The sequence below is a fragment of the Streptomyces sp. NBC_01474 genome (assembly GCF_035918215.1).
Lineage (GTDB): Bacteria > Actinomycetota > Actinomycetes > Streptomycetales > Streptomycetaceae > Streptomyces > Streptomyces aureus.
Genome location: NZ_CP109449.1, coordinates 6,082,405 through 6,107,966 on the forward strand (window position 1 = coordinate 6,082,405; position 25,562 = coordinate 6,107,966).

The window sequence follows — 25,562 nt, forward strand, 5'->3', positions numbered from 1 at the left end:
CCCGGTCCCGTACGGGGAGGCAGGCAAGTGGTGGATCAGCTGACGCAGCACGATCCGAGGCGGATCGGCCCGTTCGAGGTCCTCGGACGGCTCGGCGCCGGCGGCATGGGACTCGTCTATCTCGCGCGCTCGGCCTCCGGCCGGCGCGTGGCGATCAAGACCGTGCGGACCGAACTCGCCGAGGACCAGCTCTTCCGCGTCCGCTTCACCCGCGAGGTCGAGGCGGCCCGCGCCGTATCCGGCTTCTACACGGCAGCCGTCGTCGACGCCGACCCGCGCGCCGCCGTGCCGTGGCTCGCCACCGCCTACGTCCCCGCGCCCTCCCTCGAAGAAATAGTGAACGAGTGCGGGCCGCTGCCGGCCCAGGCGGTGCGCTGGCTCGCCGCCGGAATCGCCGAGGCCCTCCAGTCCATCCACGGCGCGGGCCTCGTCCACCGCGACCTGAAGCCGTCGAACGTGCTCGTCGTCGAGGACGGCCCCCGCGTCATCGACTTCGGTATCGCCTCCGGCGTCTCCAACACCCGCCTGACCATGACGAACGTCGCCGTCGGCACCCCCGCCTACATGTCGCCCGAGCAGGCCAAGGACTCCCGGAGCGTCACCGGGGCCTCCGACGTCTTCTCCCTCGGCTCCACCCTCGTCTTCGCCGCCACCGGACACGCCCCCTTCCACGGCGCCAACCCCGTCGAGACCGTCTTCATGCTGCTGCGCGAAGGCCCCGACATCGAAGGACTGCCCGCCGAACTGCGGCCCCTCATCGAGTCCTGCATGAAGATGGAGGCCCCGCTGCGGCCCTCGCCCGCGGACCTCCAGGCCCAGCTCGCCCCGCACCTCTTCGGCTCCGGCAGCGACGACAGCGGCACCGCGTCCGCCTGGCTTCCCGAGCGCTCCGTCGCGCTCATCGAGGAACGCAGGGGCGGACGGCCCCCGGTCAAGAGCAGCGGTCCCGGCCGCGGCGGCCGCGGCGGCAGCGGCGGCCGTGGCGTGCACGGCGGCGGCCCCGGCCCCGGCCCCATGCCGGCCATGCCCGCGCAGCCCCCCGGCCCGCCCCCGTCCCACGCCCCCGGCACCGGCGGCTGGCGCCCCGCGCCCGTACCCCCACCGGTCGCCGCCACCGCGGGCCTCGCACCCGACGCCGGACCCGTGCGCCTGGCCGGGGCAAAGGTCCCGATCGGCCCCGGCCCCCGTGTCGCCGACGCCCGCGCCGCCGCCGTGAAGGCACCGCCCGCCGACGCCGGCCTCGCCGCGTCCTGGTCCCGCCCCAAGACCGGCGTCAACGGCACCCCCGATCCCGTGGTCCCCGCCCCGGCCCCCGAGGCGGGCGCCGCCTGGCGCCCATGGCGCTTCCGCATGTCGAACGACGTGTGGGGCACCCCGTCCGTGGCCGGCGACCTCGTCTACGTGACCTCTTTCGAGGTACACGCGCTCGACGTGTCCACCGGCCGCCGCCGCTTCAAGACGCGCGACGTCGCCTGGTCCATGGCCGTCGCCGACGGCCGGATCCACGCCTCCGACGGCCCCACCCTCTACGCGCTCGACGCCCGCGAGGGACACGACCTGTGGCGGCTCCAGACCGACGCCTGGGTGTACTCCCTCAAGGCCGACCGCGGCACCGTCGTCACCGGCACCCGCGGCGGCGGCGTCCAGGCCTGGGAAGCCGTCAACGGCGACAAGCTGTGGGAGATCACCGGCGCCCAGACCGACTTCGAGTCCCCCGAGGCCGGACCCGTCATCCACGACGGCACCGTCTACGTCTGGCAGGACGCCCGGCTGCGCGCGCTGGAGGCCCGTACCGGCGAGGAGCGCTGGTCGTACCCGATCGGCGACGCGGCCTCCTGCGGCGGCGTCCCCGTCCGTCTCACCCAGGCCTCCGACGGCTACGTCTACGTGGCCGCCGGCACCCGCGTCCTGGCCGTCGACGTCGTGAGCGGCCATGTCCGCTGGCACTTCGAGGCGCCCGCCGTGTTCCTCTGCCCGCCCGCCTTCGCCCCCGGACCCGCCGTCACCGGCGGCGGCGTCTACCTCGCCGACCATCTCGGCACCGTCTACGCCCTCGACGCCACCGACGGCCGCGACCGCTGGCGCATCGCGACGGAGCCCCGCCCCTCCTCCATCGAACCGGTCCTCGTCTCGCACGGCCACGTCCACGTGGGCAGCGGCCAGGGCCTCTACACCCTCGACGCCGTCACCGGCACGCCCAAGTGGCGCTTCCAGGCGGGCGGCGAGGTCGTCGGCTCACCCGTGGTCGCCGACAACCGCATCCACTTCGGCGCCACCGACCACCTGCTCTACACCCTCAAGGCCGACGACGGCCGCCTCCGCTGGAAGCTCGCCACGGGCGGCGAGATCACCGGCGCACCCGTGGTCAAGGACGGCGTGGTGTACGCGTGCAGCAAGGACCGCTGCGTGTACGCGCTGGACGCGGAAAAGGGCACCGGGACGGCTTCGGCGCGCTAGGGCTTGTCGCCGGGCTGCCCACCCGGGTGCCCCTGCTGCCCCTCCTCGTACGGGGGCTCCTCGTAAGGGGGATCCGGGTACGGGGGCTGCTCGGCGTACGGCTGCATCGGGCCCTCCAGCGTGTGCTGGGGCCCGTCGAGCGTGGGCGCCGGGGGAGGCACCGGGTCGGTGAAGTGCGTGGGCTCCGGGCCGCTGTCACCGGCGTACCCCTGGTCCGCGTACTCGGGCTGCCGCTTCTGCCGCCCGCTCATCACGGCCGCACCGAGCAGCAGCAGTGCGCCGCCGACGACCGCGCCGGCCACTCCGAGCCCGAGCCCGGAACCGTCACCGGCCACCACCATCCGCCCCTCGGCCTGCCCCACCCGCACCATCCACAGCACGGCGAAGGCGAGCACCACCACGCCCGCGAACGCGACGAGCAGCCGCGACCGCAGCGCGATCCCGATCAGCGTCGCCGCGGCGGCCACCACGAACGGCAGGAGGAGGGAACCGAGCAACGCCGCGCGCGCGTCGGTCACTCCGGCACCCGTGAACAGGTCACCGAGACGGTAATAGCGCCCGTGACGGCCGTCGTACCACGCACGGAAGGGGCTGGAAACGGCGGCCGTCGCTCCGATGAGAGCGAGGATCGACCCAAGGACGTTGCGGACCATGCGCAGCCTCCTGAGTCCGGCCCGGTTCGGCTCTCGGTCCCGACGCTACGCCGGGACCACACCCCTCGCCACGCGGCGCTGCTACGGTGTCGGGTCGCCAAAAGGAACGCAAGGATCACCATATTTTCGGGGGAGCAGAAGGATGCTGCGACGAGGGTTGAAGCTCACGGCACTGGCGGCCGTGGTCGTACTCGCACTGACCGGATTCTCGACGGGCCGCGGTCACGGGTCGTCCAAGAGCAGGGGACACAGCAGCAGTAGCAGCAGCGGAGGCGGCTGCTCCAGCTCGAAGCAGAATCACAGCGGATCGTCGTCGAGCACGACAGGCGGTTCGAGTTACGACGATGACGACGACTCGTACGGCAGCTCCGGCTCGGGCTCCTCGGGCTACACGTCAGGCGGCAGCAGCTACAACAGGCGTCCCACCCGCACTCCCAGCACCTCCAGCACCTCGGGGAGCGGCCGGAGCGCCGACATCACGGCGAAGGTCCTCACGTGTGCGGGCAAGGACTCCGCGTACGCGTCCGTCGAGCTCAGGAACCGCGGCAGCCGGGACGGCCGCTACAACCTCACCCTTCACTTCCAGGACGCGAGCGACATCACCGTCATCGACGGCACCACGTCCGTCACCGTCCCGGCCAACGGCACGAAGATCGCCAAGGTGAGGCCCGGCGGCGGCGCGGACCTGCTCCAGTCCATCGACCACTGCCGGCTCGACGGAGCCCCGGCCCCGAGCTGAGGCCCTGCTTCCCCGCCGTCGGTCACCGCACCCGGAACCCGCCCGGCCGCCGCGCGGAGAACAGCTCGGCCTGCCGCTCCGGAGACAGATTGCCCAGGGCGATCAACTGCGGCGCGTGCGCGAGGGCCTGCGTGCGCGCCGCCTCCTTGGCCGCCCACACCGCCCGCACCGTGCCCTGCACGGCCTCGGTCGGATACGACGCGATCGTCTCGGCGCAGCGTACCGATGCCGCCAACGCGCCGCCGGGCGCGGTCAGTTCGGAAACGAGCCCGGTCTCGTACGCGCGCCGGGCCGAGATCCGTTCGGCGGTCCCCATGAGCGCCATCCGTGCCACCTCGCCGAACGGCATGCGCTGTGCGAGGTGGATGGTCTCGTAGGCGCTGACCATGCCGTAGCTCGTATGCGGGTCGAAGAACGTGGCGCTCTCGTCGGCGACGACGAACTCGCTCTCGCCGATGAGATAGAACGCCCCGCCGCACGCCATCCCGTTGACGGCGGCGACGACGGGCTTCCACAGATCGTTGGTCTTGGGCCCGACCGCGACGAGCGGATCGTCGATGCTGTACGGGGACTGCGGCTGCGGCACCTCGGCGTCGCGGTCGATGCCCGTACAGAAGGCCCGCTCGCCGGCGCCGGTGATGACGACGGCGCGCACCGAGTCGTCGAACCTGAACCCCCGCCAGGCGGCGGTGAGTTCATCGACGGTCGCCAGGTCGATCGCGTTGTGGCGTTCGGGCCGGTCGAGGGTGACGACGGCGACCCCGGTCTCCTTGTCGGTCTCGACGCGCACGCTCACGGCCGCTCCAGAACCCAGCGGGGCATCGTCACGCCGTCCACGTCGGTGAAGACGACCTGCACCTTCGCGCCGATGCGCAGCCGTCCGGGGTCGACGGAGTTCAGGGCCGCGTCGGCGGAGGCGACCAGATTCCCGACGAGCCGGATCCGGGGCGCGTCCGCCAGCTCGACGATGATCGCGTTGTACGGGGCGACGGCGGCGTACGCGGGCAGCAGCGGCGGATGCGGGACGACGTAGGACCAGATCCGCCCCCGCCCGCTCATGAGCCGCCACTCACTCTCGAACGACCCGCAGTGCGGGCAGCAGGGCCGAGGCGGGAAGCGCAGCTCACCGCAGGTGGCAGAGGCGCAGGCCTGTATGCGGAGTTGGGACTGGGCGGCGTAGTGCCAGAAGGGTGCACCGTCGTCATCGATGACAGGTGACAGATAACAGATTTCAGATTCTGTCATTGGTCAATCCAACTTCCCTTTTTGTCATGGGTGAGTCCAACTCCGCCAGGGCGGCGGCAGCGGCTACGGCAACTGCCCCGGCCGCGGCAACTGCCCCGCCGCGGCAACTGCCCCGGCCGCGGCAACAGCAGTGGCCACGCCGCCCCGCAGCGACAAAGTCACGCCCCCCGCAGCAGCAAGGCCGACGTAGGAACCCCCTCGCCCGCCGTCACCAGGCACGTCCCCGCGCCCGGTACCTGCGCCGTGCTGATGCCGCGCAGTTGTTTCACGCCCTCGTTGATCAGGTTGAAACCGTGGACGTACGCCTCGCTGAGCCCGCCCCCACCGGTGTTGAGCGGCAGCCGTCCGCCGATCTCCAGCGCCCCGCCCTCCGTGAACGCGCCGCCCTCGCCGCGCCCGCAGAACCCGTAGCCCTCCAGGGACAGCGGGATCAGCGGCGTGAACGCGTCGTAGATCTGCGCGACGTCCACGTCCTCCGGTCCGAAGTCCGCCTGTTTCCAGAGGTGTCGGGCCGCGGTCCACGCCGGCCCCGTCAGTGGATCGTCGTTCCAGTAGTTGACCATCCCGTGGTGCTGGGACGGCAGCCCCTGCGCGACCGAGTGCACGTACACCGGCTTCTGGCGGCAGTCGCGCGCCCGCTCGGCGGAGACGATGACGCACGCCAACGCGCCGTCGGTCTCAAGGCAGTTGTCGAAGAGGCAGAGCGGCTCGCTGATCATGCGGGCCGTCATATACATGTCGCGCGTCAGCGGCCGCTCGTACATCATCGCGGCCGGGTTCTGGTTGGCGCGGTTGCGGCAGGCGAGCGCGACGTTGAAGAGGTGGTCCCTGGTCGCCCCGTACTCGTGCATGTAGCGCCGCGCGAGCATCGCTATCTCGTCGGCGGGGCGCAGCAGCCCGTACGGGCGGGTCCACTGTGCCGGCGTCGGCAGCTGGACCGCCGTGTTCTTCCACGGACGCGGCCCCGACCCCCGCTTGCGCGACCGCCACGCGACCCCGACGCTCGCCTGCCCGGTGGCGACGGCGGCGGCCAGATGCGCGACGGTCGCGCACGATCCGCCGCCCCCGAACCCCACCTTGCTGAAGAAGGTCACGTCCCCCGCGCCGACGGCCTTGGCGACCTCGACCTCGTCGGTCTCCTCCATCGTGTACGAGGCGAAGGCGTCGACCTCGGAAGGCGCGATACCCGCGTCGTCGAGCGCGCCGAGGATGGCCCGGCAGGCCAAAGTCTTTTCGCTCTCCGGGAGTTGTTTGCCGAAGGCCGTCTGCCCGATCCCCACTATGGCCGTCGCGTCCTTGAGCCCCGCCATCGCAAGCCACCTCCGCACGCCGTGATGCCACCACGATCGTCCCGTCTGCTGACAGCGCGTCAGGCTACCGTTAATCTGACGGATAGTCAGCTACGGGTCGGCTACAGGTGTGGAGGTCGTGCGATGCGCGGGGACCTGGAGTGGGGCACCGTTCCCCAACTGGTGCATACGGCAGCCGAACGGTACGGGGAGCGTGAGGCCGTCGTCGAGGGCCGTACGCGCATCTCGTACGCGGAACTCGGCGACCGCGTCGAACGGGCCGCCGCCGCGTGCATCGCGAGCGGCGTCGAACCCGGCGACCGGGTCGCGGTCTGGGCGCCCAACACCCTCGACTGGATCGTCTCCGCCCTCGGCGCCGTGAGCGCGGGCGCGGTCCTCGTCCCCCTCAACACCCGCTTCAAGGGAGCGGAGGCGGCCTACGTCCTGGCCCGTTCCCGCGCGAAGCTCCTCTTCGTCACGGGCACGTTCCTCGGCACGTCCTACGTGGCGTCCCTGCGCCGGGCCAACGCCGAACTCCCCTGCCTGGAACAGGTGGTCGTCCTCTCCGACACGGCCCCTGACACCTCATCCGATCACGAGGACCCGCGCGTCTGGCGGACCTGGAAGGACTTCCTGGCGGGCGGCGAGGGCGTCTCGGGCGAGACGGTCCGGGCCCGCGCGGCGGGAATCGCCCCGGTCTCCCCCTCCGACATCATCTTCACCTCGGGCACCACGGGCCGCCCCAAAGGCGCGGTGATCACCCACGCCCAGACCCTGCGCGGCTACGCGATCTGGTCCGACCTGGCCGGCCTGCGCGAAGGCGACCGCTACCTGATCGTGAACCCGTTCTTCCACACCTTCGGCTACAAGGCGGGCATCATCGCCTGCCTGATGCGCGGCGCGACCATGGTCCCGCAGCCAGTTTTCAACGTGGACACGGTCCTCGCCAACATCGCCGCCGAACGCATCTCCGTCCTCCCCGGCCCGCCCACGCTCCACCAGTCGATCCTGGACCACCCGAACCGCACCGCCCACGACCTGTCGGCCCTACGCCTGGTGGTGACGGGAGCGGCGGTGGTCCCCCTGCAACTGGTGGAACGCCTGCGCGGGGAACTCGGTGTGGGCACGGTCCTGACGGCGTACGGCCTCTCCGAGGCGAGCGGCATCGTGACGATGTGCCGCCGCGGCGACGAGGCGTCGGTGATCGCGTCGACGTCCGGCCGGGCGATACCCGGCACGGAGGTGCGTGTGGACTCGCCCGGCCCCGGCGAACCCGGCGAGGTCCTGGTCAGGGGGTTCAACGTCATGAGCGGCTACTTCGAGGACGAGGACTCGACACGTGAGGCGTTCACCGAGGACGGCTGGCTGCGCACGGGCGACGTGGGGGTCCTGTCCGACTCGGGGAACCTTCGTATCACCGACCGCATCAAGGACATGTTCATCGTCGGCGGCTTCAACGCGTACCCGGCCGAGATAGAGCAGCTCCTCGGCCTCCACCCGCACGTGGCCGACGTCGCCGTGATCGGCGTCCCGGACGGGCGGCTGGGGGAGGTCGGCAAGGCATACGTCGTACGGCGCCCGGGTTCCGTCCTCACGGCCGACGACCTGATCGCCTGGTCCCGCCGCGAGATGGCGAACTACAAGGTGCCGCGAGAGGTGGAGTTCCTGGCCGAACTTCCGCGCAACGCGAGCGGGAAGGTGGTGAAGGGGGAGCTGCGGGCCGGTAAGTCACGGTAGTCGGCAGCTAGCCGAGGGCGGCACGGATCTCCTCGATCATCCGCTCGGGCCGCTGGAACACGTCGGCGGCGGTGCAGCGCAGGAGGAGGCGGACCTCCGGGCACTGGAGGACCTGGTTGAAGCGGTCGATGTCCCGCCGGTGGGCTTCTCGGGAGCCGTGGTACGCGTAGCCCTCGATCTCGACGGCGAGCCCTTCCGCCCGGAACAGGAAGTCCAGGAAGCGGCGCCGCCCGTCCGGCGTGCGTACTTCCACCTGGCTCTCGGGCCGTAGGCCGGCGTCGTGCAGGCGCAGGCGGGCGACGGTCTCGGCGGGGGACCCGGCACCGGGGTCCACGAGCTTCAGCCGGCCCCGCGCCCGGGACGCCCCGAGCAGCGGCGCGTCCAGTTCTGCGGCGAGCGCGGCGGCGGTCGTGAGCGGGGCCCGGCGCACTCGGCCCACCGTGCGCCGGGTGAGCGCCGACTCGACGGCGACCAGCGCGTCGTCCGTAGGACCGCCTGCCCGGAGCAGGTCGGCGACGGTGCGATTCACGTGCGTGACGCGCAGCCCCCATCGGACCGCGATCTCGCTCGCCGCGAGGGGCATCCGGTGCACGCGCACCCCCGTACCCTCCCGGCGGAGTGTGAGCCCGGGGTCGGTGAAGTGCAGGGTGTGGGCGCCGCGCGCGGGAGTGAGGGTCTCGATCCGCCAGAGCGCTGCGGCGCTGCGGTGACTGACGACGAGCCCCGGCTTGAGCAGTTGTACGGCGCGCAGCCGTATCGGCAGGTCGGGCCTCCGCCCGGGCTCGCCCCACGCCCCGGCGCGCAGCCGAACCCACCCTTCGTCACGCAACCGCCGCGTGAGCGTACGCCCCGCCCACCCGGCTTCCAGCGCGGCCGAGGTGAGCAACACCCCGCCCCGCGCCAACGCCCGCAACTCCGTCCCCGCCATGAGATGACTCTGCCGGAGCGGGGGATGTGGCGCTCGGGCCTGTGGATAACCAGCGCGTGAGGCGGGCGCCGGGTGGGTGGGGCCTGCGTGGCTGGCTGGCTGGCGGGGTGGGATTGGCGGATTTGGGTCAGGGGTGTGCGCTGTGGGCGGGGGTGGGGTGGCCGGGATCTGCCTGTGTGTGGCCGTGCCGGGTCAGCGCTTCAGGTCGGATACGAAGGCGGCCCAGGCCGGGGTGCGGAAGAGGAGGACGGGGCCGCCGGAGCGAGCGGTCTTCGAGTCCCGGACGGGCACGAGGGCGGAGTGGCCTTGGGCTACTTCGACGCAGTTCCCGCCGTCGCCGTTGCTGTAGGTGCTCTTCGTCCAGTGGGCGGCGCCGGGAAAGGCTTCGGCGATCTCGACGCATTCGCCGCCGCTGCCGTTGCTGTAGCTGCTCTTCCTCCAGCGCGCGGCGCTCAAGTCGAACTCGTTACTTGCCATCTCGGTAGTCCTCAGCCGCTTCCTCGATCAGGGCGAGGGACGCCGCCGGCGGCAGAGCGGCGGCCCTGAGCAGATCGTACGACCTGCGATAGTCCTTCACGAGGGCTGGATAGTCGATGAGTTGGCCGCTGTGGAGACCCTCCGTGTACACCACGGGCGGAGCGTCCGGGAAAGTCATGACCCGGATCATGCCCATCATCATGGGGTGAGCGGCCGCAGTTTGCGGAAGGACCTGTAAAACGCTCTGCGTGGATCGGACCACACGCACGATGTGCTCCAACTGCTCAGCCATCTCGCCGGGCGGCAGCAGTGGGTTTCGGATCACCGACTCGTGAACGATTCCCCAGAACGTCGGGTGGTCCTCACGCTCCCAGAGCTTCGCCCGCTTCATACGGGCGCTGACCTGGTTCTCGCCGGTCTCTGGCCGTAGCCACGGCAGGGAGGTGTGCACGACGGCCATGGCGTACGCCTCGGTCTGCAACAACCCAGGCACGATCATCGGAGCCCAGTCCTCGATGGTCTCCGCATGCTGTTCCATCTCGGCGACGTCAGCGAAGTACTCCGCGTGCCCCGACTGCCGGGCCTTGCGTGCATCTTCACAACGCCTTTGGAAAAAGCCGTCGGTGTCAAGCTTCTCGTCGACGTGCCTGGCCAGGTCCAGAGGCATACGGCGTTCGCCGCGCTCGATCTGGCTGAGAAACGGAACCCCACGGAAGCTTCCCTCCGCCAGTTGTTCGAGGGTGAGCTCCGCCAGTTCCCTCTTGAAGCGCAACTCGGCGCCGTAGAACGAGGGGACGTTCGCCGACGCGTCGGGGTCCTTGCGAGAGGACACGACTCACCACCACCGTTTGTCAGTTGCTCTGCGTAACCCAAACCCCTTTCACGCTACGCCGCCTCGCGTCACTGTGTGACTGATTCATCACGGAATGCACTCGACAGGAAGGGCGTACGCATGCATCGCCAACCCCCCACCGCCGTCGGCGCGAAGGTAGTGACCCCGTCTGGCCTGGAGGTCGAGTTGCTCGCCGTCCCGAAAGCCGTGCCGGAGATGCGCCGGGCGGTACGGGGGCACTTGGGTGTCGCGTGCCCCGAAGTGCAGCTCTGTGTAAGCGAGTTGCTGGGGAACGTGATTCGGCATGTGGGGGAGGGGACGCCGGTTCGTGTGCGGGTGGCGCGGGTGGAGGGCGTCGGGATCCGGGTCGAGGTCACGGACCCCGACCCACGCGTGCTCCCCGTGCTCCTGCACGCGACGGGGGAGGACGAGTCGGGGCGGGGCCTCGTACTGCTCGACGCGGTGGCGCGGCGATGGGGCGTGGAACAGGGCGCGGCGTCGAAGACGGTGTGGTGTGAGGTCGGAGCGGGGGAGGCGTAGTGCTGCTTACCTTGCTGGGGCGATTGCTCGCGTGGTTGCTGCCGGGCGGGGGCACTCGGCGCCGGGCCGTTCCGGCGCCGGGGGCGAGGTCAGTGGCGTCGCCCCCGCGTGCGCGGCCCCGCAGCCCTTACGCACGCGAGGCGGCGGCGGACTACCGGGTCGACGTGTCCGACGAGCCGCTGACGCGGCCCTACTACCGCCACTACCGCGCGACGGAATCCACGTGCGCCGGTTGAGTGGCGTGGGGAACACTGCCCGGATGAGCTCCGAGGCCTTCCGGAAACCGCAGGAACGGGCCCTTCGCCATGTCGCGTCAGTGGCGTCGGGCCCTCCGCTTGATCCGGCGCTGCGGGTGACGCTCAACTTCCACCCGGACCGCCTGCTGCACGGTAAGCCGATCCTGGACGCACTGGCCGACGACGGCCTCTACCGTTCACAGTTCGTCACGGGTACGAGCAATGGCGGCCTGACCGCGCATCCCGGAGGGGACCGGTGGCGCTGGGAGAGCCGGATCTTCGACGGTTCGTACGACGAGGCACCGGCTCAAGAGCGGCCTGTCTACGGGGCGTTGAACTTCCGTCGTAAGGCGGTCGGAGGGGCGCCGCGGTTCGGGTCGGCCCATTTTCGGCTCAGGGCCGAGACGGTGAGGCGGACGACGTTCTGCTATCCGGACAGTTTCCTTGAGCCGTCGGACTTCGGTGTCGCCGACCGTATGGGGCTCATCGACCTCGCCCTGGCGGACAGCCGGGACGACCTGGACGACTACATCGAGGCCCAGGTGCACGGGCCGGTCCGGCTGAACCGCCATGTGGAGGCGGTGGTCCTGGACCCGTGCTACCGCGACTCCCCGGTCGAGGCCGCGGCGCTGCGCCTCGGCTGCCCGGTGGAGTGGCACGGCGGCTTCCGTCTAGCGGTCGAGGAACTCCGCCGTCACCCGGACTACCGAGGCCAGGAGTACATCGAGCTGGCGGCGCGGATTGCCGTCGGCGGTGTACTCGACCCCCGCATCATCGGAGATGCGGCCCGCGACGGCCGCCATGACCCGCAGTCGGTCAAGAAGGTGTGGCACTACCTGGCGCGCTTCGGGGCGCCCCGCGCTTAGGGCGCGGACACGACGATGGGGCCGAGCTCGGTGAGCTCGGACCCATCGAGAGGTGCTGGATCAGGTCGCGTGGCTGTCCTGCGGCGCAACCGGGGCGTGGTTGTCCAGCGGCACAAACGTGGCGTGGCTGTCCTGCGGGGGCACGGGCGAGTGCTGGTCCGCCAGTGCCGGAGTAGCCGCGCCGGCTGCCACGCCGACGACCATGGCAGCGGTGACGAGGATCCTCTTGGTGTGCGTCATGGCAACTCCTGTGATGCGAGTGGTCATTCGGACATCAAGTGACGCTAGTGGCTGGAGATGGATATTCGATGAAATCGAACAGTTTCTGCAGGAGTTTGGCCTGAGCGAGTCGCTCACCCCGCCCGGACATGACTCGGCCGCGACGGCTCCCCCTCCGCGCCGCCGCGGCCGATCCCCGTCGGGAAGAAAGTCTTAGGCGTCCTTGGGCGGAGCCGGCGCGTGGCTGTCCTTCGTCGTGATGGTCTCGTCGACCGGCGGCGCGGGCGCGTGGCTGTCCATCGTGGTGATGGGGCCGTCGGCCGGCGGGGCAGGCGCGTGGCTGTCCAGGGTGGTGATTTCCTCGTTCTTCTTCTCTGCGCTCATGGTCGAGACCTCCTGCTGGACTGGGTGGTGCAGTGGGATGCGGAACGCCCGTTCAGCGACTCCCCCGTGGGTCTCCGAACGGGCGTTCCTGGGGCCGCTCACCATATCTGTGGGGCCCATGGCGATCCGTCTGCCCCCCGACGCGACGGCTCGATGAGTTGAGAGTGGCAGTGCGCCATAAACGTTCGATGAACGCCCAGTCCTGGGGAGGTCAGGCGGCGATGGGCGGGGACAAAAGGCTGCGCAGATCCGCGACTTCGGACGCGCCGGCCGCCTCGTGAATACTCAGCGCCTCGCGCCAGCAGGCCCGCGCACGGTCGGCCTGCCGGAGGCTGTCGAGGGAGCGCCCGAGGAGCGTCAGAACGTTGGCACGCATCCAGTCACCGCCTATACAGCCGGTGGCCAGCGCCTGTTCGGCATGCTGCGCGGCCTGTGCCGAACGGCCGGAGGAGAGATGGACCTGTGCCAATCGGAAGTGCGTAGTCCCTTCCCAGAGGCGTTGTCGGTTTTCCACGAATACCTTCAGCGCCTCTGAGAGCTGCTCCAAGGCATCGGACTGTCGCCCCGCGTAGTTAAGGGCGATCCCCAGGGCATAGCGCGCGTTGGCGAGACGCAGTGTCAGACCCAACTCGTCGTAGATCGCCATGCCTTGCGCGACCAGTTCGATAGCCGGCTCGGCACGGCCCATGGAGACCAGGACGCGGGAGAGATTGCACAGGGCGCTTGCCTCACCCGGACGGTTGCCGTCGTCGCGGAAGGCCTCGATCGCCTTGAGGAGGTAGGCCTCTCCCTCGGCATGCTCGTTCTTGCAGATGGCGATGATGCCCTGCTCATTCGGTGCGTTGGCGCTGAGCCACGGATCATCCGCCGCCTCCTTGAGGGCGGTCGCAGTGGCTGCTTCCACACTGGCTTCCTCGAACCGGCCGGAGGCGATGAGTACTTGGGTGAGTGTGACTCGGGCGCGTCCCTCCGCCCGTGCCTCGCCTGCTGCGTGGGCAGCATCCCGTGCGGCCACCGTCGCGGACTCGTAGCGCAGCGAGCTCGCTCCGGACTCGGTCAGATCCTTCGCCGCCAACAGAAGGTCGACCGCCCTGCGGAGCGTCGGTGCCCCCAGCGACTGCTGAACGCAAGCCAGAATGCAAGCCGCCTCCGCGTGCAGCCAGTCCAATGCCGTGCTGTCGTCCGTGAATTCCTGGCCCGGGTGGCGGGTCGCCTCCAGGTGATCCACCGTCCGATCCCCCGGCCGCTCAATCGCATAAACCCTGGCCGCGGTAGCCAGATAGAAGTCCAGCAGCCGGGACATCGCCGCCTCCCGCTCCTCCGGAGGCAGCTCGTCCCGCTCGGCGCACGCACGCGCGTAGAGGCGGACCAAGTCGTGGTAGCGGTAGCGGCCGGGGGCCGCGGACTCCAGGAGGGACGTGTCGACCAAGGACTCCAGGAGGTCCTCCGTCGGCTCGACCGGGAGGTCCAGGACCGCTGCTGCCGCCGCCAGGGAGATGTCCGGGCCGTCTGCCAGGCCCAGGAGGCGGAAGGCGCGGGCCTGGGCCGGCTCCAGCTGGCCGTAGCCCAGTTCGAACGTCGCCTTGACCGCCAGGTCGCCCGCCTGGAGTTCGTCGAGGCGGCGGCGCTCGTCGGCGAGCTTCGCCGCGAGGACCGAGACCGTCCATGTGCGCCGCGCCGCCAGGCGCGACGCCGCGATACGGATGGCGAGGGGGAGGAATCCGCACGCGGCGACCACGTCGAGGGCCGCCTCCCGCTCGGAGGCCACCCGTTCCGCGCCCACGATCTTCGTGAAGAGCTGGAGCGCTTCCTCCGGCGACATCACGTCGAGGTCCACGAGATGCGCGCCCACCAGGTCGACCATGCGGACGCGGCCCGTGATGAGCGCGGCGCAGCCTTCCGTGCCGGGGAGCAGAGGGCGGACCTGGGCGGCGTCGCGGGCGTTGTCCAGGAGGATCAGGACGCGGCGGCCGTCGAGCGTGGAACGGTAGAGCGCCGAGCGTTCTTCCAGGGAGTCCGGGATCGCGGAGTCGGCTGTGCCGAGTGCCCGCAGGAACGAGCCGAGGACCGTCTCCGGTTCCGCCGCGCGCGGGCCGGCGCCCTGGAGGTCGACGTACAGCTGGCCGTCGGGGAAGGACGGGCGGGCGGCGTGGGCCACGTGGACGGCGAGCGTCGTCTTTCCTACGCCGCCGATTCCGGCCACCGCCGACACCGCCATGACCTGGCCCTCCCCGTCGGGGGAGGAGGCGGACGACAGGATGTCGCGCAGTTCGGTCACGAATGACGCCCGGCCGGTGAAGTCCGGGACCGTCGCCGGGAGTTGCGCGGGGCGGAGTGGGCTCGCCGAGGGTTCCGCCGTCGGGGCGGACGGTTCCGCGAGTGCCGGGTCCGCCTGGAGGATGCGCTGCTGGAGTTCGGCGAGGCCGTGGCGCGGGTCGACGCCGAGTTCGTCGGCGAGGAGACGGCGCGTGTCGGCGTAGACGGCGAGGGCCTCGGCCTGGCGGCCGGAGCGGTAGAGGGCCAGCATGAGGAGCTCGCGCAGGCGTTCGCGCAGGGGGTGGGCGGCGGTGAGGGCGGTGAGTTCGGAGACCGCCTCCGCGTGGCAGCCCTGCTCCAGGTCCATGTCGAGGCGGGATTCGAGGAGGCCGAGGCGCCATTCCTCCAGGCGGGCGCGCTGGGTCTCGGCGTAGGGGCCGGGGATGTTGGCGAGAGGCTCGCCGTCCCACAGGGCCAGCGCCCGGCTGACCAGCTCGCGTGCCTTGCACAGGTCCCCGGCGCCCCGGGCCTTCTCCGCGTCGGAGCGCAGCGCCTCCGCCGCGGCCAGGTCGAGCGCGTCGCCGCTCACGGAGCGGATCGCGTAACCGCCGGACTCGCTGACGAGGACGCCGGGGTCGAGGATCTTGCGCAGTCGGGAGGCGTACGTACGGACGGCGGCGAGGGCCTGCGACGGGGGTTCGTCGCCCCACAGGGCGTCGATCAGCTCGGCGGCGGTCGCGGTGCGTCCCTCGCGCAGCAGGAGTGCCGCGAGCAGGGCGCGCTGCTGGGGAGAGCCCGTGGTCAGGGGCTCGTCGCCGCGCCAGGCGCGCACCGGGCCGAGCACACTGAAGCGCAGGCCCGCCGGGACTTCCGTGGCCTCGGGCAGCTCACTGCTCCCGGTGCTTTTGGAGGTCCCGGCGTACCGCTGCTCCGGTACTCGCGGTACACCGTCCATCGCTGCCCCCTGCCGCACGCGTCGGATCCAAAGACGACGAGGCCAGTTTGCCTTGTTCATGGCGGATGCGTCAGCCACGCGAGACAGCCATCACAGACACCTCACCTCAGGTCCCCGCTGTCCGGAGAGCTGACGGGTCGTCAGATGGGCGCTACCGTGGTCGACATGGAGACCAAGGAGACCAAGGAGAGCCCGCAGGGCTTCCCCCGGATCATTTCGGTGGATGACCACACTGTGGAACCGCCCGGCGTCTGGCAGGACCGCCTCCCGGCCAAATACCGGGACGAGGGTCCGCGCATCGTGCGCGCGCCCCTGAAGGAAATGACGTTCCTGGGCGGCAAGTTCGCGCCGGTCATGGGCGCGCCCGGGGGCGAGGGGCCGATAGGCGACTGGTGGGTCTACGAGGACCTGCACCGGCCCCTCACCCGCCTCGACACCGCCGTCGGCTACGACCGTGACGAGATCAGGCTCGAGGTCATCACGTACGAGCAGATGCGTCCGGGCTCGTACGACGTGCCCGCCCGCCTCGCCGACATGGACGTCAACCACGTCCAGTCCGCGCTCTGTTTCCCCACCTTCCCGCGCTTTTGCGGGCAGACGTTCACCGAGGCCAAGAACCGTGAACTCGGGCTGCTCGGCGTGCGCGCGTACAACGACTGGATGGTGGAGGAGTGGTGCGGGCCGCAGGCCCAGGGGCGGCTCATACCGCTCACCCTCGTCCCGCTGTGGGACGCCGAGCTCGCCGCGGCGGAGGTGCGGCGCAACGCCGCCCGGGGCGTACGTGCCGTCGCCTTCTCCGAGATACCGCCGCACCTGGGCCTGCCGTCCGTCCACACGGACGAGTGGGACCCCTTCCTGCGTGCCTGCGACGAGACCGGCACCGTCATCGCGATGCACATCGGGTCGTCCAGCAGGATGCCGTCGACCTCGCCCGACGCGCCGCCCGCCGTCGGCTCGACCATCACCTTCGCCAACTGCTGCTTCTCGATGGTCGACTGGCTGATGAGCGGCAAGTTCGAGCGCTTCCCGAACCTGAAGATCATGTACGCGGAGGGCCAGATCGGCTGGATCCCGTACATCCTGGAGCGCGCGGACGTCGTCTGGGAGGAGAACCGCGGCTGGGGCGGCGTCGCCGACAAGGTCCGCAAGCGGCCCTCCGAGTACTTCGCCGACCACGTCCACGGCTGCTTCTTCGACGACGCGTTCGGCCTCAAGAACCTCGACGCGATCGGCGTCGCGAACGTGCTCTACGAGACCGACTACCCGCACTCCGACTCCACCTGGCCGAAGTCCAAGGAGGTCGGCGAGGCTCAGATGGGGCACCTGGACGCGGAGGCCGTCGAGCGCATCGTGCGCGGCAACGCCATCGACCTGCTGGGGCTGACCGACGACGGACTCTGGGCGGGACAGCGGTGAGCGGCCGGGCGCCGGGGCGTCTGACCTACGGCATCCAGCTCCCGGTCCAGTCCCAGTCCACGATGTATGCGGAGAGCTGGGAGGCCGGGGCCGGCGCCGCCGACCTCGCCGAGATCGCCCGCACCGCCGACCGCACCGGTTTCGACTACATCGCCTGCTGCGACCACGTCGCCATCCCGCGCCGCCTCGCCGACGCGATGAGCACCACCTGGTACGACCCGGTGGCCACGCTCGCGTACCTCGCGGGCATCACCGAGAACGTGCGCCTCATGAGCCACGTCGCGATCATCGGCCTGCGCCATCCGCTGGCCACCGCCAAGCAGTACGCCACCCTCGACCATCTCTCCGGGGGCCGGCTGATCCTCGGGGTAGGGGCAGGTCACGTACAGGAGGAGTTCGAGGCGCTCGGGGTCGACTTCGCGCGGCGCGGGGCCGTGCTCGACGAGGCCGTGGACGCGCTGAAGGCGGCGCTCGGGCCGGAGGAGTATCCGTCGTTCAAGGGGGAGCGATACGCCTTCGAGGGGCTCGGGCAGCGGCCGCGTCCCGCGCAGAGCCGGGTCCCCGTGTGGGTGGGCGGTTCCTCGGCCCCGGCGGTGCGCCGCGCCGCCGTGAAGGGGGACGGCTGGCTGCCGCAGGGGGACAGCCGCGAGCAACTGCCCGGACAGATAGCGAAGTTGAAGCGGCTGCGGGAGGAGGCGGGCATCGAGGCTCCCGTGACCGTGGGAGCGATCGCCGAGCCCCTGTACGTGGGCGTACCCGCGTGGCACGTCGGGCGGCGCACCCTGTCCGGCGCCCCGCAGGCCCTCGCCGAGTCGCTGCGCGCGTACGGCGCGATGGGCGTGGACCAGATCCAGGTCCGGTTCCGCTCCCGGAGTCTCGGTGAGCTCACCGACCAGATGGCGGCGTTCGCCGCCGACGTCGCCGTGCACCTGAACGACTAGGCACCTCAAAGACTAGGAGTACCGGCATGGGCAAGCTGGACGGGCGCGTCGTCGTCATCACGGGCGCGGCGCGCGGGCAGGGCGAGCAGGAGGCGCGGCTGTTCGCCGCGGAGGGCGCCAAGGTGGTGCTCGGGGATGTCCTCGACGACCAGGGCGAGGCGCTCGCCAAGGAGATAGGCGGGCTCTACGTCCATCTGGACGTGAGCCGCGAGGACGACTGGGCGGCCGCCGTCGCCGCCGCGAAGAAGGCGTACGGGAAGATCGACGGGCTCGTGAACAACGCCGGGATCCTGCGGTTCAACGAGCTGGTCAGCACGCCCCTGGACGAGTTCCAGCAGATCATCCAGGTCAACCAGGTGGGTGCCTTCCTCGGGATCAAGACCGTCGCGCCCGAGATCGAGGCCGCCGGCGGGGGCACGATCGTGAACACGGCCTCCTATACGGGTGTGACGGGCATGGCGTACGTCGGCGCGTACACCGCCACCAAGCACGCGATCGTGGGGCTGACGAAGGTGGCGGCCCTTGAGCTGGCCGCGAAGAAGATCCGCGTGAACGCCGTGTGCCCCGGTGCCATCGACACCGCCATGAGCAATCCCTCGCAGCTGGACCCGGGCGCGGACACCGAGGAGGCCTCGCAGGCGCTCGACGAGCTGTACCGCAAGCTCGTGCCGCTGGGGCGGGTCGGGCAGCCCGAGGAGGTGGCGCGGCTCGCGCTGTTCCTGACCTCGCAGGAGGACTCCGCGTACATCACGGGCCAGCCGTTCGTCATCGACGGCGGGTGGCTGGCGGGCGTCAGCGTGCTGTGATCCCACAAGATCTGACGCTGCATCAGGTATTGACGCTGTACGGGCACGGTGAAACAGTCGGCACATCGAATCTGACGGTACGTCAGAAAGAGCGCAGGAGCTTCTGACGCAGCCGCCGGTCACAGACAGGGGACGGTGAACCTCCTTGGAATTCGGGCTCTTTGTACAGGGATATGTGGGCAAGCGGGCCGAGACCGACCCGCTCGCCGAGCACAAGGCGCTGATGGAGGAGACCGAGTACGTCATCCAGGCGGACAAGTCGGGCTTCAAGTACGCCTGGGCGTCCGAGCACCACTTCCTGGAGGAGTACTCGCACCTCTCCGCCAACGACGTCTTCCTCGGCTACCTCGCCCACGCCACCGAACGCATCCACCTCGGCTCCGGCATCTTCAACCCGCTCGCCCCGGTCAACCACCCCGTGAAGGTCGCCGAGAAGGTCGCCATGCTCGACCATCTCAGCGAGGGGCGGCATGAGTTCGGCAGCGGGCGCGGCGCGGGCAGCCACGAGATCCTCGGCTTCATCCCCGGCGTCACCGACATGAACTACACGAAGGAGATCTGGGAAGAGACCATCGCCGAGTTCCCGAAGATGTGGCTCCAGGAGGAGTACGTCGGGTTCAAGGGCAAGCACTGGCAGCTGCCGCCGCGCAAGATCTTCCCCAAGCCGTACGGGAAGGCGCACCCCGCCATGTGGTACGCGGCCGGCTCCCCGCCCTCGTACGCGATGGCCGCCAGGAAGGGCCTCGGCGTCCTGGGCTTCAGCGTCCAGAAGGTCTCCGACATGGAATGGGTGCTCGACCAGTACAAGTCGAACATCGGCAAGGCGGAGCCCGTCGGGGCGTTCGTCAACGACAACGTCATGGTGACCTCCACCGCGATCTGCGCGCCGACCCACGCGGAGGCCGTACGGATCGCCGCGACCGGCGGGCTGCACTACCTCCAGTCGCTCGTCTTCCGCTACCACGACACGTTCCCGCGCCCCGAGGGCTTCCCCGTGTGGCCCGAGACGCTGCCCGAGTTCAACGAGGAGATCATCGAACTCCTCATCGCCGAGGAGCTGCTGATCTGCGGCGACCCGGACGAGGTGCTCACGCAGTGCAAGCGCTGGGAGCAGGCGGGCGCCGACCAGCTGTCGTTCGGCATGCCGATCGGCATCTCCAAGGAGGACACGCTCCAGTCGATCAAGCTGATCGGCGAGCACGTCATCCCGAAGATCGACACGGATCCGGTGCACCGGACGACGCGCTTCCGTGAGGCCGTCTGATCCCGCCCGGCCCATGGACCGCCCCGGCCCCTCCTTTCCCGGACGGGGGCCGGGGCCCCTGGGGTTGCGGGTCATGGGTGACCGACACGGGGCTGTGCCCCGGACCCCCTGTCGCCCTTCGGGCTCGTCCTCAAGCGCCGGACGGGCCGAACCGGCGGCCGCACCCCGGACCCACGCGAACTCGCCAGTACTCACCCTTCAGGAGGGGGACGACCTCGTGCTCGACCACCTGATCAAAGGAGCGACCGTAGTCGACGGGACGGGAGCCCCCGCCTACGTCGCCGACGTGGGGATACGCGACGGGCGTATCGCCGTCATCGCCGAGCCGGGGGCCGTGACCGAGCCCGCCGCGGGCAGCGAGGACGCGCGCGGGCGGATCCTCGCCCCCGGCTTCGTCGACCCCCACACCCACTACGACGCCCAGCTGTTCTGGGACCCGTACGCGACGCCGTCCCTGAACCACGGGGTGACGACCGTCGCGGGCGGCAACTGCGGCTTCACGCTCGCCCCGCTGCACCCGGAGCGGCCCGAGGACGCCGACTACACGCGCCGGATGATGTCCAAGGTCGAGGGCATGTCGCTGGTCGCGCTGGAGGAGGGCGCGCCCTGGACGTGGAACTCGTTCGGTGAGTATCTCGACGCCCTCGACGGGCGGATCGCCGTCAACGCCGGCTTCATGGTCGGGCACTGTGCGCTGCGCCGGTACGTGATGGGCGCGGACGCGGTCGGCGGGCAGCCGACGCCCGAGCAGCTGGAGCAGATGCTCGCCCTGTTCCACGAGGCCATGGACGCGGGAGCGTGGGGGTTCTCCACCACCCAGTCGTCCACGCACTCGGACGGCGACGGGCAGCCGGTCGCGTCGCGGCACGCGCGGCCCGAGGAGCTGCTCGCGCTGAGCCGGGCCGTCGCCGAGCACGAGGGCACCCAGATCGAGGCGATCGTCGCCGGGTGCCTCGACCAGTTCAGCGACGACGAGATCGACCTGTTCGTCGAGATGAGCGCGGCCGCCGGGCGGCCCCTGAACTGGAACGTCCTCACCATCGACGCGGCCGTCCCCGAGCGGGTGCCGCGCCAGCTGATCCCCAGCGAGCGGGCCCGCAAGGCGGGCGGCCGGATCGTCGCGCTGACCATGCCGATCCTGACCCCCATGAACATGTCGCTCGGCACGTTCTGCGCCCTCAACCTCATCCCCGGCTGGGGCGAGGTCCTCTCCCTGCCCGTCGACGAGCGGATCGCGAAGCTCCGCGACCCGGACGTGCGAGCGGAGATGCTGCGGCGCGCGGGCAGCAAGGAGGCCGGCGTCTTCCGGCGGCTCGCCCACTTCGGGCGGTACGTCATCGGCGACACGTACTCGGAGGCGAACGAGGGCCTGACCGGGCGCGTGGTGAACGACATCGCGGCCGAGCGCGGCCAGGAACCCTTCGAGTGCATCGTCGAGATCTGCGCCAACGACCGGCTGCGGACGGTGCTTTGGCCCATGCCCAGCGACAACGACCCGGACTCGTGGGCTCTGCGCGCCGAGACCTGGAGCCACGAGGACGTGCTGCTCGGCGGGTCCGACGCGGGGGCTCACCTGGACCGGATGTGCGGAGCGCCGTACACGACGCGCTTCCTCGGGGACTGTCTGCGCGGGCGGAAGCTGGCCGGGATCGAGGAGGCGGTGAAGATGCTCACCGACGATCCGGCGCGGCTCTTCGGGCTGCGTGAACGCGGCCGGATCGAGGAGGGCTGGCACGCGGACCTCGTCCTGTTCGACCCGGAGCGGATCGACGCGGGCAAGGCCACCCTCGTCCACGACCTGCCCGGCGACAGCCCGCGCCTCGACTCGAAGGCGATCGGCATCAACGCCGTTTGGGTCAACGGCGTCGAGGTCATCCGCGAGGACGTCGTGACGGGGGCCGTGCCCGGCACCGTGCTGCGGTCCGGACGTGACACCAGGACGGTGAGCACGCTGCAGCTTCCCGGGGGGCAATCCCTGGACCCACGGCCGGACGAGAAGGCGGTCCGGGGCGCGGCGAGTGAGACCTCGGACGGCACCGAATGACGGGCGCGCAGAGGCTGTTCATCGGCGGCGAGTGGACCGAGCCGGACGGTGGGCACTACGAGGTCGTCGACCCCGCGTCGGAGGAGGTCGTCGGGCTCGCCCCCGAGGCGTCCCGCGCGCAGGTTCACGACGCGGCGTCGGCGGCCCGCGAGGCCTTCGCCTCGTGGTCGCGTACGAAGCCGGAGGAGCGCGCCGCGATCCTTGACCGGGCCGCCGACGTGATGCAGCGCGACTTCGCGGCGAACGCGGAGCTCGCGCAGGCGGAGAGCGGCGCGACGAGCGGGACCGCGCGCGGGATGCAGGTCGCGGTGGGGGTGGCGCGGTTCCGCCGCTATGCGAAGGGCGCGCTCGAACCGGTCGAGCAGGGGCTGCCGCCGCAGATCAACGAGGCGGGACCCATGGGGAAGGCGGGCGTGCTCGGGGCGCTCGCCGTACGGCAGCCCGTCGGCGTCGTCACCTGCATCACGTCGTACAACAACCCGTGGGCGAATCCGGCCGGCAAGGTCGCGCCCGCGCTCGCCATGGGGAACACGGTCGTCGTGAAGCCTGCCCCGCAGGACCCGCTGTCGGTGTACCGGATGGCGGCCGCTCTGGAGGAGGCGGGGGCGCCGCCCGGTGTGGTGAACGTGGTCAGCGGGACGGCTGTGGACGTGGGCGAGGCGGCCGTCGACTCGCCGGACGTCGACATGGTCAGCTTCACCGGCTCCACCGCGGTCGGCCGGCGCATCGGCGAGGTGTGCGGGCGCGGCATGAAGCGGCAGCTGATGGAGCTGGGCGGGAAGGGCGCGGCGCTCGTCTTCGACGACCTGGACGAGGTGGGTCTCGCCTCGGCGGTATCGGGGATCGGCACGACGTACGCCTTCTACAGCGGGCAGATCTGCACGGCGCCGACGCGGGTGATCGCGCAGCGCAGGGTGTACGACGCGCTCGTCTCGAAGCTGGCCGAGTACGTCGGCTACATGAAGGTGGGCGATCCGAGGGCGCGGGGGACGGTCGTCGGGCCGGTGATCTCGGCGGCGCACCGCGACCGCGTCGAGTCGTACGTCGAGCTGGGCCGCAAGGAGGGGGCGCGGGTCGTCGCGGGCGGCGAGCGGCCCGCTCTCGACAAGGGTTTCTACGTCGCCCCGACGCTTCTCGCGGACTGCACGAACGACATGCGGGTCGTGCGGGAGGAGATCTTCGGCCCGGTCGTGGTGGTGGTGCCCTTCGACGACGAGGAGGAGGGGGTGGCCCTCGCCAACGACAGCGAGTACGGGCTCATCGACTACGTGTGGTCGGGGGACGTGGCGCGGGCGTTCCGCGTGGCTCGGCGGCTGCGGGCCGGCGGGGTCGGCGTGAACACGGTCGGCCGGAACATGGAGGCGCCGTTCGGCGGATTCAAGCAGAGCGGGGTGGGTCGGGACGTGGGTTCGTACGCGCTGCACGCCTACAGCGAGCTCCAGTCGATCGTGTGGCAGGGGTGACGGCGGGGGATGGCGGGGTAACCGCCGGAAACATCACACGGAAAATTTTGAACCCGGCAAATCGGGCGCTGCTGCGATTACCGAATATCGGACGTCGTCGGTAATTCCTTCCGATGAATGGGGTTAACCTGAAGATGCCTTGAGGGCGTGGGATAGTTACGTGAATCAGCCATCGATTCAAAGGTGGCCGGTTTCATCTCTTGTCCCCCTTATGCGGAAACCGCAGCATTTAACGTCCTGTTCATGACTCAGCTGGACGCGCGGCCGACAGAGGCTGCCCACGACACGGCAGGCGGCGCCCCCGACGGGGGCGTCCGCAGCAAGGGCCTCGGCGGGAATTCCGTCGGGCTGGTCGGCAGCGCGGTCATCGGAATCTCGACCGTGGCGCCCGTCTACTGCCTGACCTCGACGCTCGGCTCCACCTCCGGCGAGGTCGGCCTCCAGATGCCCGCCGTGTTCCTGGCCGGATTCCTGCCGATGCTGCTCGTCGCCTTCGCGTACCGCGAGCTGAACAAGGCCATGCCGGACTGCGGCACGTCCTTCACGTGGACCGTGAAGGCCTTCGGCCCGCGCGTGGGCTGGATGTGCGGCTGGGGCCTCGTCATCGCGACGATCATCGTGCTGTCCAACCTGGCCGGCGTCGCGACGTCGTACTTCTGGCTCCTCGCGGGCGAGATCACCGGCAACACGTCCATCGGCGCCCTGGACGACAACAAGGCCGTCCACATCGTCACCTGTCTCGCCCTGATCGCCGCCGCGACCGCGATCAGCTACCGCGGCATGACGGCGACGAAGGGCGTCCAGTTCACCCTGGTTGGCCTCCAGCTCGTCGTGCTCGCCGTGTTCGTCGTGATGGCCGTCGTCAAGGCGGGATCGGCGGACTTCCCCACGTCCGTGCCGTTCTCCTGGACGTGGCTCGACCCGTTCTCGGTGAAGTCGTTCGGCGCGTTCACCGCGGGCCTGTCCCTGTCGATCTTCATGTACTGGGGCTGGGACACCTGCCTCACCGCGAACGAGGAGACCATCGGCAGCGAGAAGACGCCCGGCCGCGCCGCCCTCATCGCGATGGTCGTCCTCGTCGGCTCCTACCTCGCGACCGGCGTCGCCGCCCAGATGGTCGTCGGCTCCGGCGGCAAGGGCCTCGGTCTCGCCAACCCCGCGACGTCCGACAACGTCTTCGCCGCCCTCGCCGGCCCTGTCATGGGCCCCACCCTCGGCATCCTGCTCTTCGTCGCCGTCCTCGCCTCGGCCGCGGCCAGCCTGCAGACCACGTTCATCCCGGTCGCCCGCACGGTCCTCGCCATGGCGACGTACGAGGCGCTGCCCGCCTCCTACGCCCGCGTCCACCCGCGCTTCAAGACCCCGGGCCGCGCCACGGTCACCGCGGGCGTCGCCACCGGCGTGTTCTACACGGTCATGACGCTGGTCTCCGAGCACGTCCTCGTCGACACGATCTACGCGCTCGGCCTCATGATCTGCTTCTACTACGCGCTCACGGCGTTCGCCTGCGCCTGGTACTTCCGCTCCGAGCTGCTGCGCTCGCCCCGGGACTTCTTCTTCAAGGCCCTCTTCCCGGTCCTCGGCGGCGTCCTGCTGTCCGCCGTGTTCGTGAAGACCCTCGTCGACATGTGGAACCCGGCGTACGGCAGTGGCTCCTCCGTCCTCGGCGTCGGCTCCGTCTTCGTGATCGGCGTCGGCCTGCTGCTCGTCGGCTTCGTGATCATGCTCGTGATGGGGCGGCGCAGCCCGGCGTTCTTCCGCGGCGAGGTGCTGACGCGGGAGACGCCGGTGCTGGTCGTCGAGGACTAGGGCCTT

22 protein-coding genes and 1 pseudogene are annotated in these 25,562 nt (G+C 70.6%); 13 read left to right on the forward strand and 10 right to left on the reverse strand.

Translation table 11 applies throughout. The annotated features are described in order from the left end of the window. Positions 1–27 precede the first annotated feature (27 nt). Complete coding sequence (locus tag OG758_RS27985) at positions 28–2,457, forward strand: outer membrane protein assembly factor BamB family protein (protein ID WP_326712475.1); 2,430 nt, start codon at positions 28–30, stop codon at positions 2,455–2,457. Here OG758_RS27985 and OG758_RS27990 read toward each other — a convergent pair. Further along, positions 2,454–3,110, reverse strand: a complete 657-nt coding sequence (locus OG758_RS27990; RefSeq protein WP_326712476.1) for a hypothetical protein — start codon at positions 3,108–3,110, stop codon at positions 2,454–2,456. The genes OG758_RS27985 and OG758_RS27990 overlap by 4 nt on opposite strands. Before the next feature lie 142 nt (positions 3,111–3,252). Here OG758_RS27990 and OG758_RS27995 point away from each other — a divergent pair, with 142 nt between their 5' ends. Beyond that, positions 3,253–3,849, forward strand: coding sequence for a hypothetical protein (locus OG758_RS27995; protein WP_326712477.1), 597 nt, complete (start codon positions 3,253–3,255; stop codon positions 3,847–3,849). Positions 3,850–3,871: 22 nt separating this feature from the next. Here the strand turns inward: OG758_RS27995 and OG758_RS28000 are convergent, their stop codons facing one another. From OG758_RS28000 to OG758_RS28010, 3 genes are all read right to left on the reverse strand, one after another. After that, a complete protein-coding gene (locus tag OG758_RS28000) occupies positions 3,872–4,645 on the reverse strand; it encodes an enoyl-CoA hydratase/isomerase family protein (RefSeq protein WP_326712478.1) in 774 nt (257 codons plus the stop codon). Beyond that, on the reverse strand, positions 4,642–5,094 hold the full coding sequence (locus OG758_RS28005; protein ID WP_326712479.1) for a Zn-ribbon domain-containing OB-fold protein: 453 nt from the start codon (positions 5,092–5,094) through the stop codon (positions 4,642–4,644). Before OG758_RS28005 ends, OG758_RS28000 begins: the two co-directional genes overlap by 4 nt. 158 nt (positions 5,095–5,252) lie before the next feature. Further along, positions 5,253–6,404 (reverse strand): lipid-transfer protein, encoded by a 1,152-nt coding sequence (locus OG758_RS28010; protein WP_266563100.1) that lies wholly within the window; start codon positions 6,402–6,404, stop codon positions 5,253–5,255. Positions 6,405–6,527: 123 nt separating this feature from the next. Here OG758_RS28010 and OG758_RS28015 point away from each other — a divergent pair, with 123 nt between their 5' ends. Then, positions 6,528–8,120 carry a FadD3 family acyl-CoA ligase gene (locus OG758_RS28015; protein WP_326712480.1) on the forward strand — a complete coding sequence of 531 codons (1,593 nt, stop codon included), beginning with the start codon at positions 6,528–6,530 and terminating at the stop codon, positions 8,118–8,120. Between the two features lie 7 nt (positions 8,121–8,127). Here OG758_RS28015 and OG758_RS28020 read toward each other — a convergent pair whose 3' ends face one another. From OG758_RS28020 to OG758_RS28030, 3 genes are all read right to left on the reverse strand, one after another. Next, entirely contained in the window at positions 8,128–9,048 is a 921-nt protein-coding gene (locus OG758_RS28020) for a hypothetical protein (RefSeq protein WP_326712481.1), read from the reverse strand. A gap of 192 nt (positions 9,049–9,240) precedes the next feature. Beyond that, positions 9,241–9,525, reverse strand: a complete 285-nt coding sequence (locus OG758_RS28025; protein ID WP_326712482.1) for a DUF397 domain-containing protein — start codon at positions 9,523–9,525, stop codon at positions 9,241–9,243. Then, on the reverse strand, positions 9,515–10,357 hold the full coding sequence (locus OG758_RS28030) for a helix-turn-helix domain-containing protein (protein ID WP_326712483.1): 843 nt from the start codon (positions 10,355–10,357) through the stop codon (positions 9,515–9,517). Before OG758_RS28030 ends, OG758_RS28025 begins: the two co-directional genes overlap by 11 nt. A 120-nt stretch (positions 10,358–10,477) precedes the next feature. Between OG758_RS28030 and OG758_RS28035 the strand changes: the two genes are divergently transcribed. The 3 genes from OG758_RS28035 (at position 10,478) to OG758_RS28045 (ending at position 11,999) form a co-directional block, all read left to right on the forward strand. Next, positions 10,478–10,897 carry an ATP-binding protein gene (locus tag OG758_RS28035; protein WP_326712484.1) on the forward strand — a complete coding sequence of 140 codons (420 nt, stop codon included), beginning with the start codon at positions 10,478–10,480 and terminating at the stop codon, positions 10,895–10,897. 92 nt (positions 10,898–10,989) lie between these two features. Then, positions 10,990–11,133 carry a hypothetical protein gene (locus OG758_RS28040; protein WP_326712485.1) on the forward strand — a complete coding sequence of 48 codons (144 nt, stop codon included), beginning with the start codon at positions 10,990–10,992 and terminating at the stop codon, positions 11,131–11,133. A gap of 23 nt (positions 11,134–11,156) precedes the next feature. Beyond that, positions 11,157–11,999 (forward strand): DUF3626 domain-containing protein, encoded by an 843-nt coding sequence (locus OG758_RS28045; protein WP_326712486.1) that lies wholly within the window; start codon positions 11,157–11,159, stop codon positions 11,997–11,999. 60 nt (positions 12,000–12,059) lie between these two features. Here OG758_RS28045 and OG758_RS28050 read toward each other — a convergent pair whose 3' ends face one another. The 3 genes from OG758_RS28050 to OG758_RS28060 form a co-directional block, all read right to left on the reverse strand. Continuing rightward, positions 12,060–12,239, reverse strand: a complete 180-nt coding sequence (locus tag OG758_RS28050) for a hypothetical protein (RefSeq protein WP_326712487.1) — start codon at positions 12,237–12,239, stop codon at positions 12,060–12,062. Positions 12,240–12,431: 192 nt separating this feature from the next. Continuing rightward, on the reverse strand, positions 12,432–12,602 hold the full coding sequence (locus tag OG758_RS28055; RefSeq protein WP_326712488.1) for a sigma-like protein: 171 nt from the start codon (positions 12,600–12,602) through the stop codon (positions 12,432–12,434). A gap of 211 nt (positions 12,603–12,813) precedes the next feature. Further along, a complete protein-coding gene (locus tag OG758_RS28060) occupies positions 12,814–15,813 on the reverse strand; it encodes an AfsR/SARP family transcriptional regulator (protein WP_326712489.1) in 3,000 nt (999 codons plus the stop codon). A gap of 165 nt (positions 15,814–15,978) precedes the next feature. On the opposite strand from OG758_RS28060, the gene OG758_RS28065 reads away from it, so the two are divergent. The 7 genes and pseudogenes from OG758_RS28065 to OG758_RS28095 all read left to right on the forward strand — a co-directional run bounded on the left by OG758_RS28065 (position 15,979) and on the right by OG758_RS28095 (position 25,556). Next, positions 15,979–17,229: an amidohydrolase family protein gene (locus tag OG758_RS28065; RefSeq protein WP_326712490.1), complete on the forward strand. Its 1,251-nt coding sequence runs from the start codon at positions 15,979–15,981 to the stop codon at positions 17,227–17,229. A gap of 62 nt (positions 17,230–17,291) precedes the next feature. After that, positions 17,292–18,170, forward strand: a complete 879-nt coding sequence (locus OG758_RS28070) for a TIGR03619 family F420-dependent LLM class oxidoreductase (RefSeq protein WP_326716055.1) — start codon at positions 17,292–17,294, stop codon at positions 18,168–18,170. 26 nt (positions 18,171–18,196) lie between these two features. After that, complete coding sequence (locus OG758_RS28075) at positions 18,197–18,976, forward strand: SDR family NAD(P)-dependent oxidoreductase (protein ID WP_326712491.1); 780 nt, start codon at positions 18,197–18,199, stop codon at positions 18,974–18,976. Positions 18,977–19,121: 145 nt separating this feature from the next. Next, on the forward strand, positions 19,122–20,240 hold the full coding sequence (locus OG758_RS28080; RefSeq protein ID WP_326712492.1) for an LLM class flavin-dependent oxidoreductase: 1,119 nt from the start codon (positions 19,122–19,124) through the stop codon (positions 20,238–20,240). A 217-nt stretch (positions 20,241–20,457) separates the two neighbouring features. Further along, a pseudogene (locus OG758_RS28085) lies at positions 20,458–22,191 on the forward strand (N-acyl-D-amino-acid deacylase family protein); the annotation flags it as partial. 89 nt (positions 22,192–22,280) lie between these two features. Next, complete coding sequence (locus OG758_RS28090; RefSeq protein ID WP_326712493.1) at positions 22,281–23,747, forward strand: aldehyde dehydrogenase family protein; 1,467 nt, start codon at positions 22,281–22,283, stop codon at positions 23,745–23,747. Positions 23,748–23,990: 243 nt separating this feature from the next. Next, entirely contained in the window at positions 23,991–25,556 is a 1,566-nt protein-coding gene (locus tag OG758_RS28095; protein WP_326712494.1) for an APC family permease, read from the forward strand. The last annotated feature ends 6 nt before the right edge of the window (positions 25,557–25,562 follow it).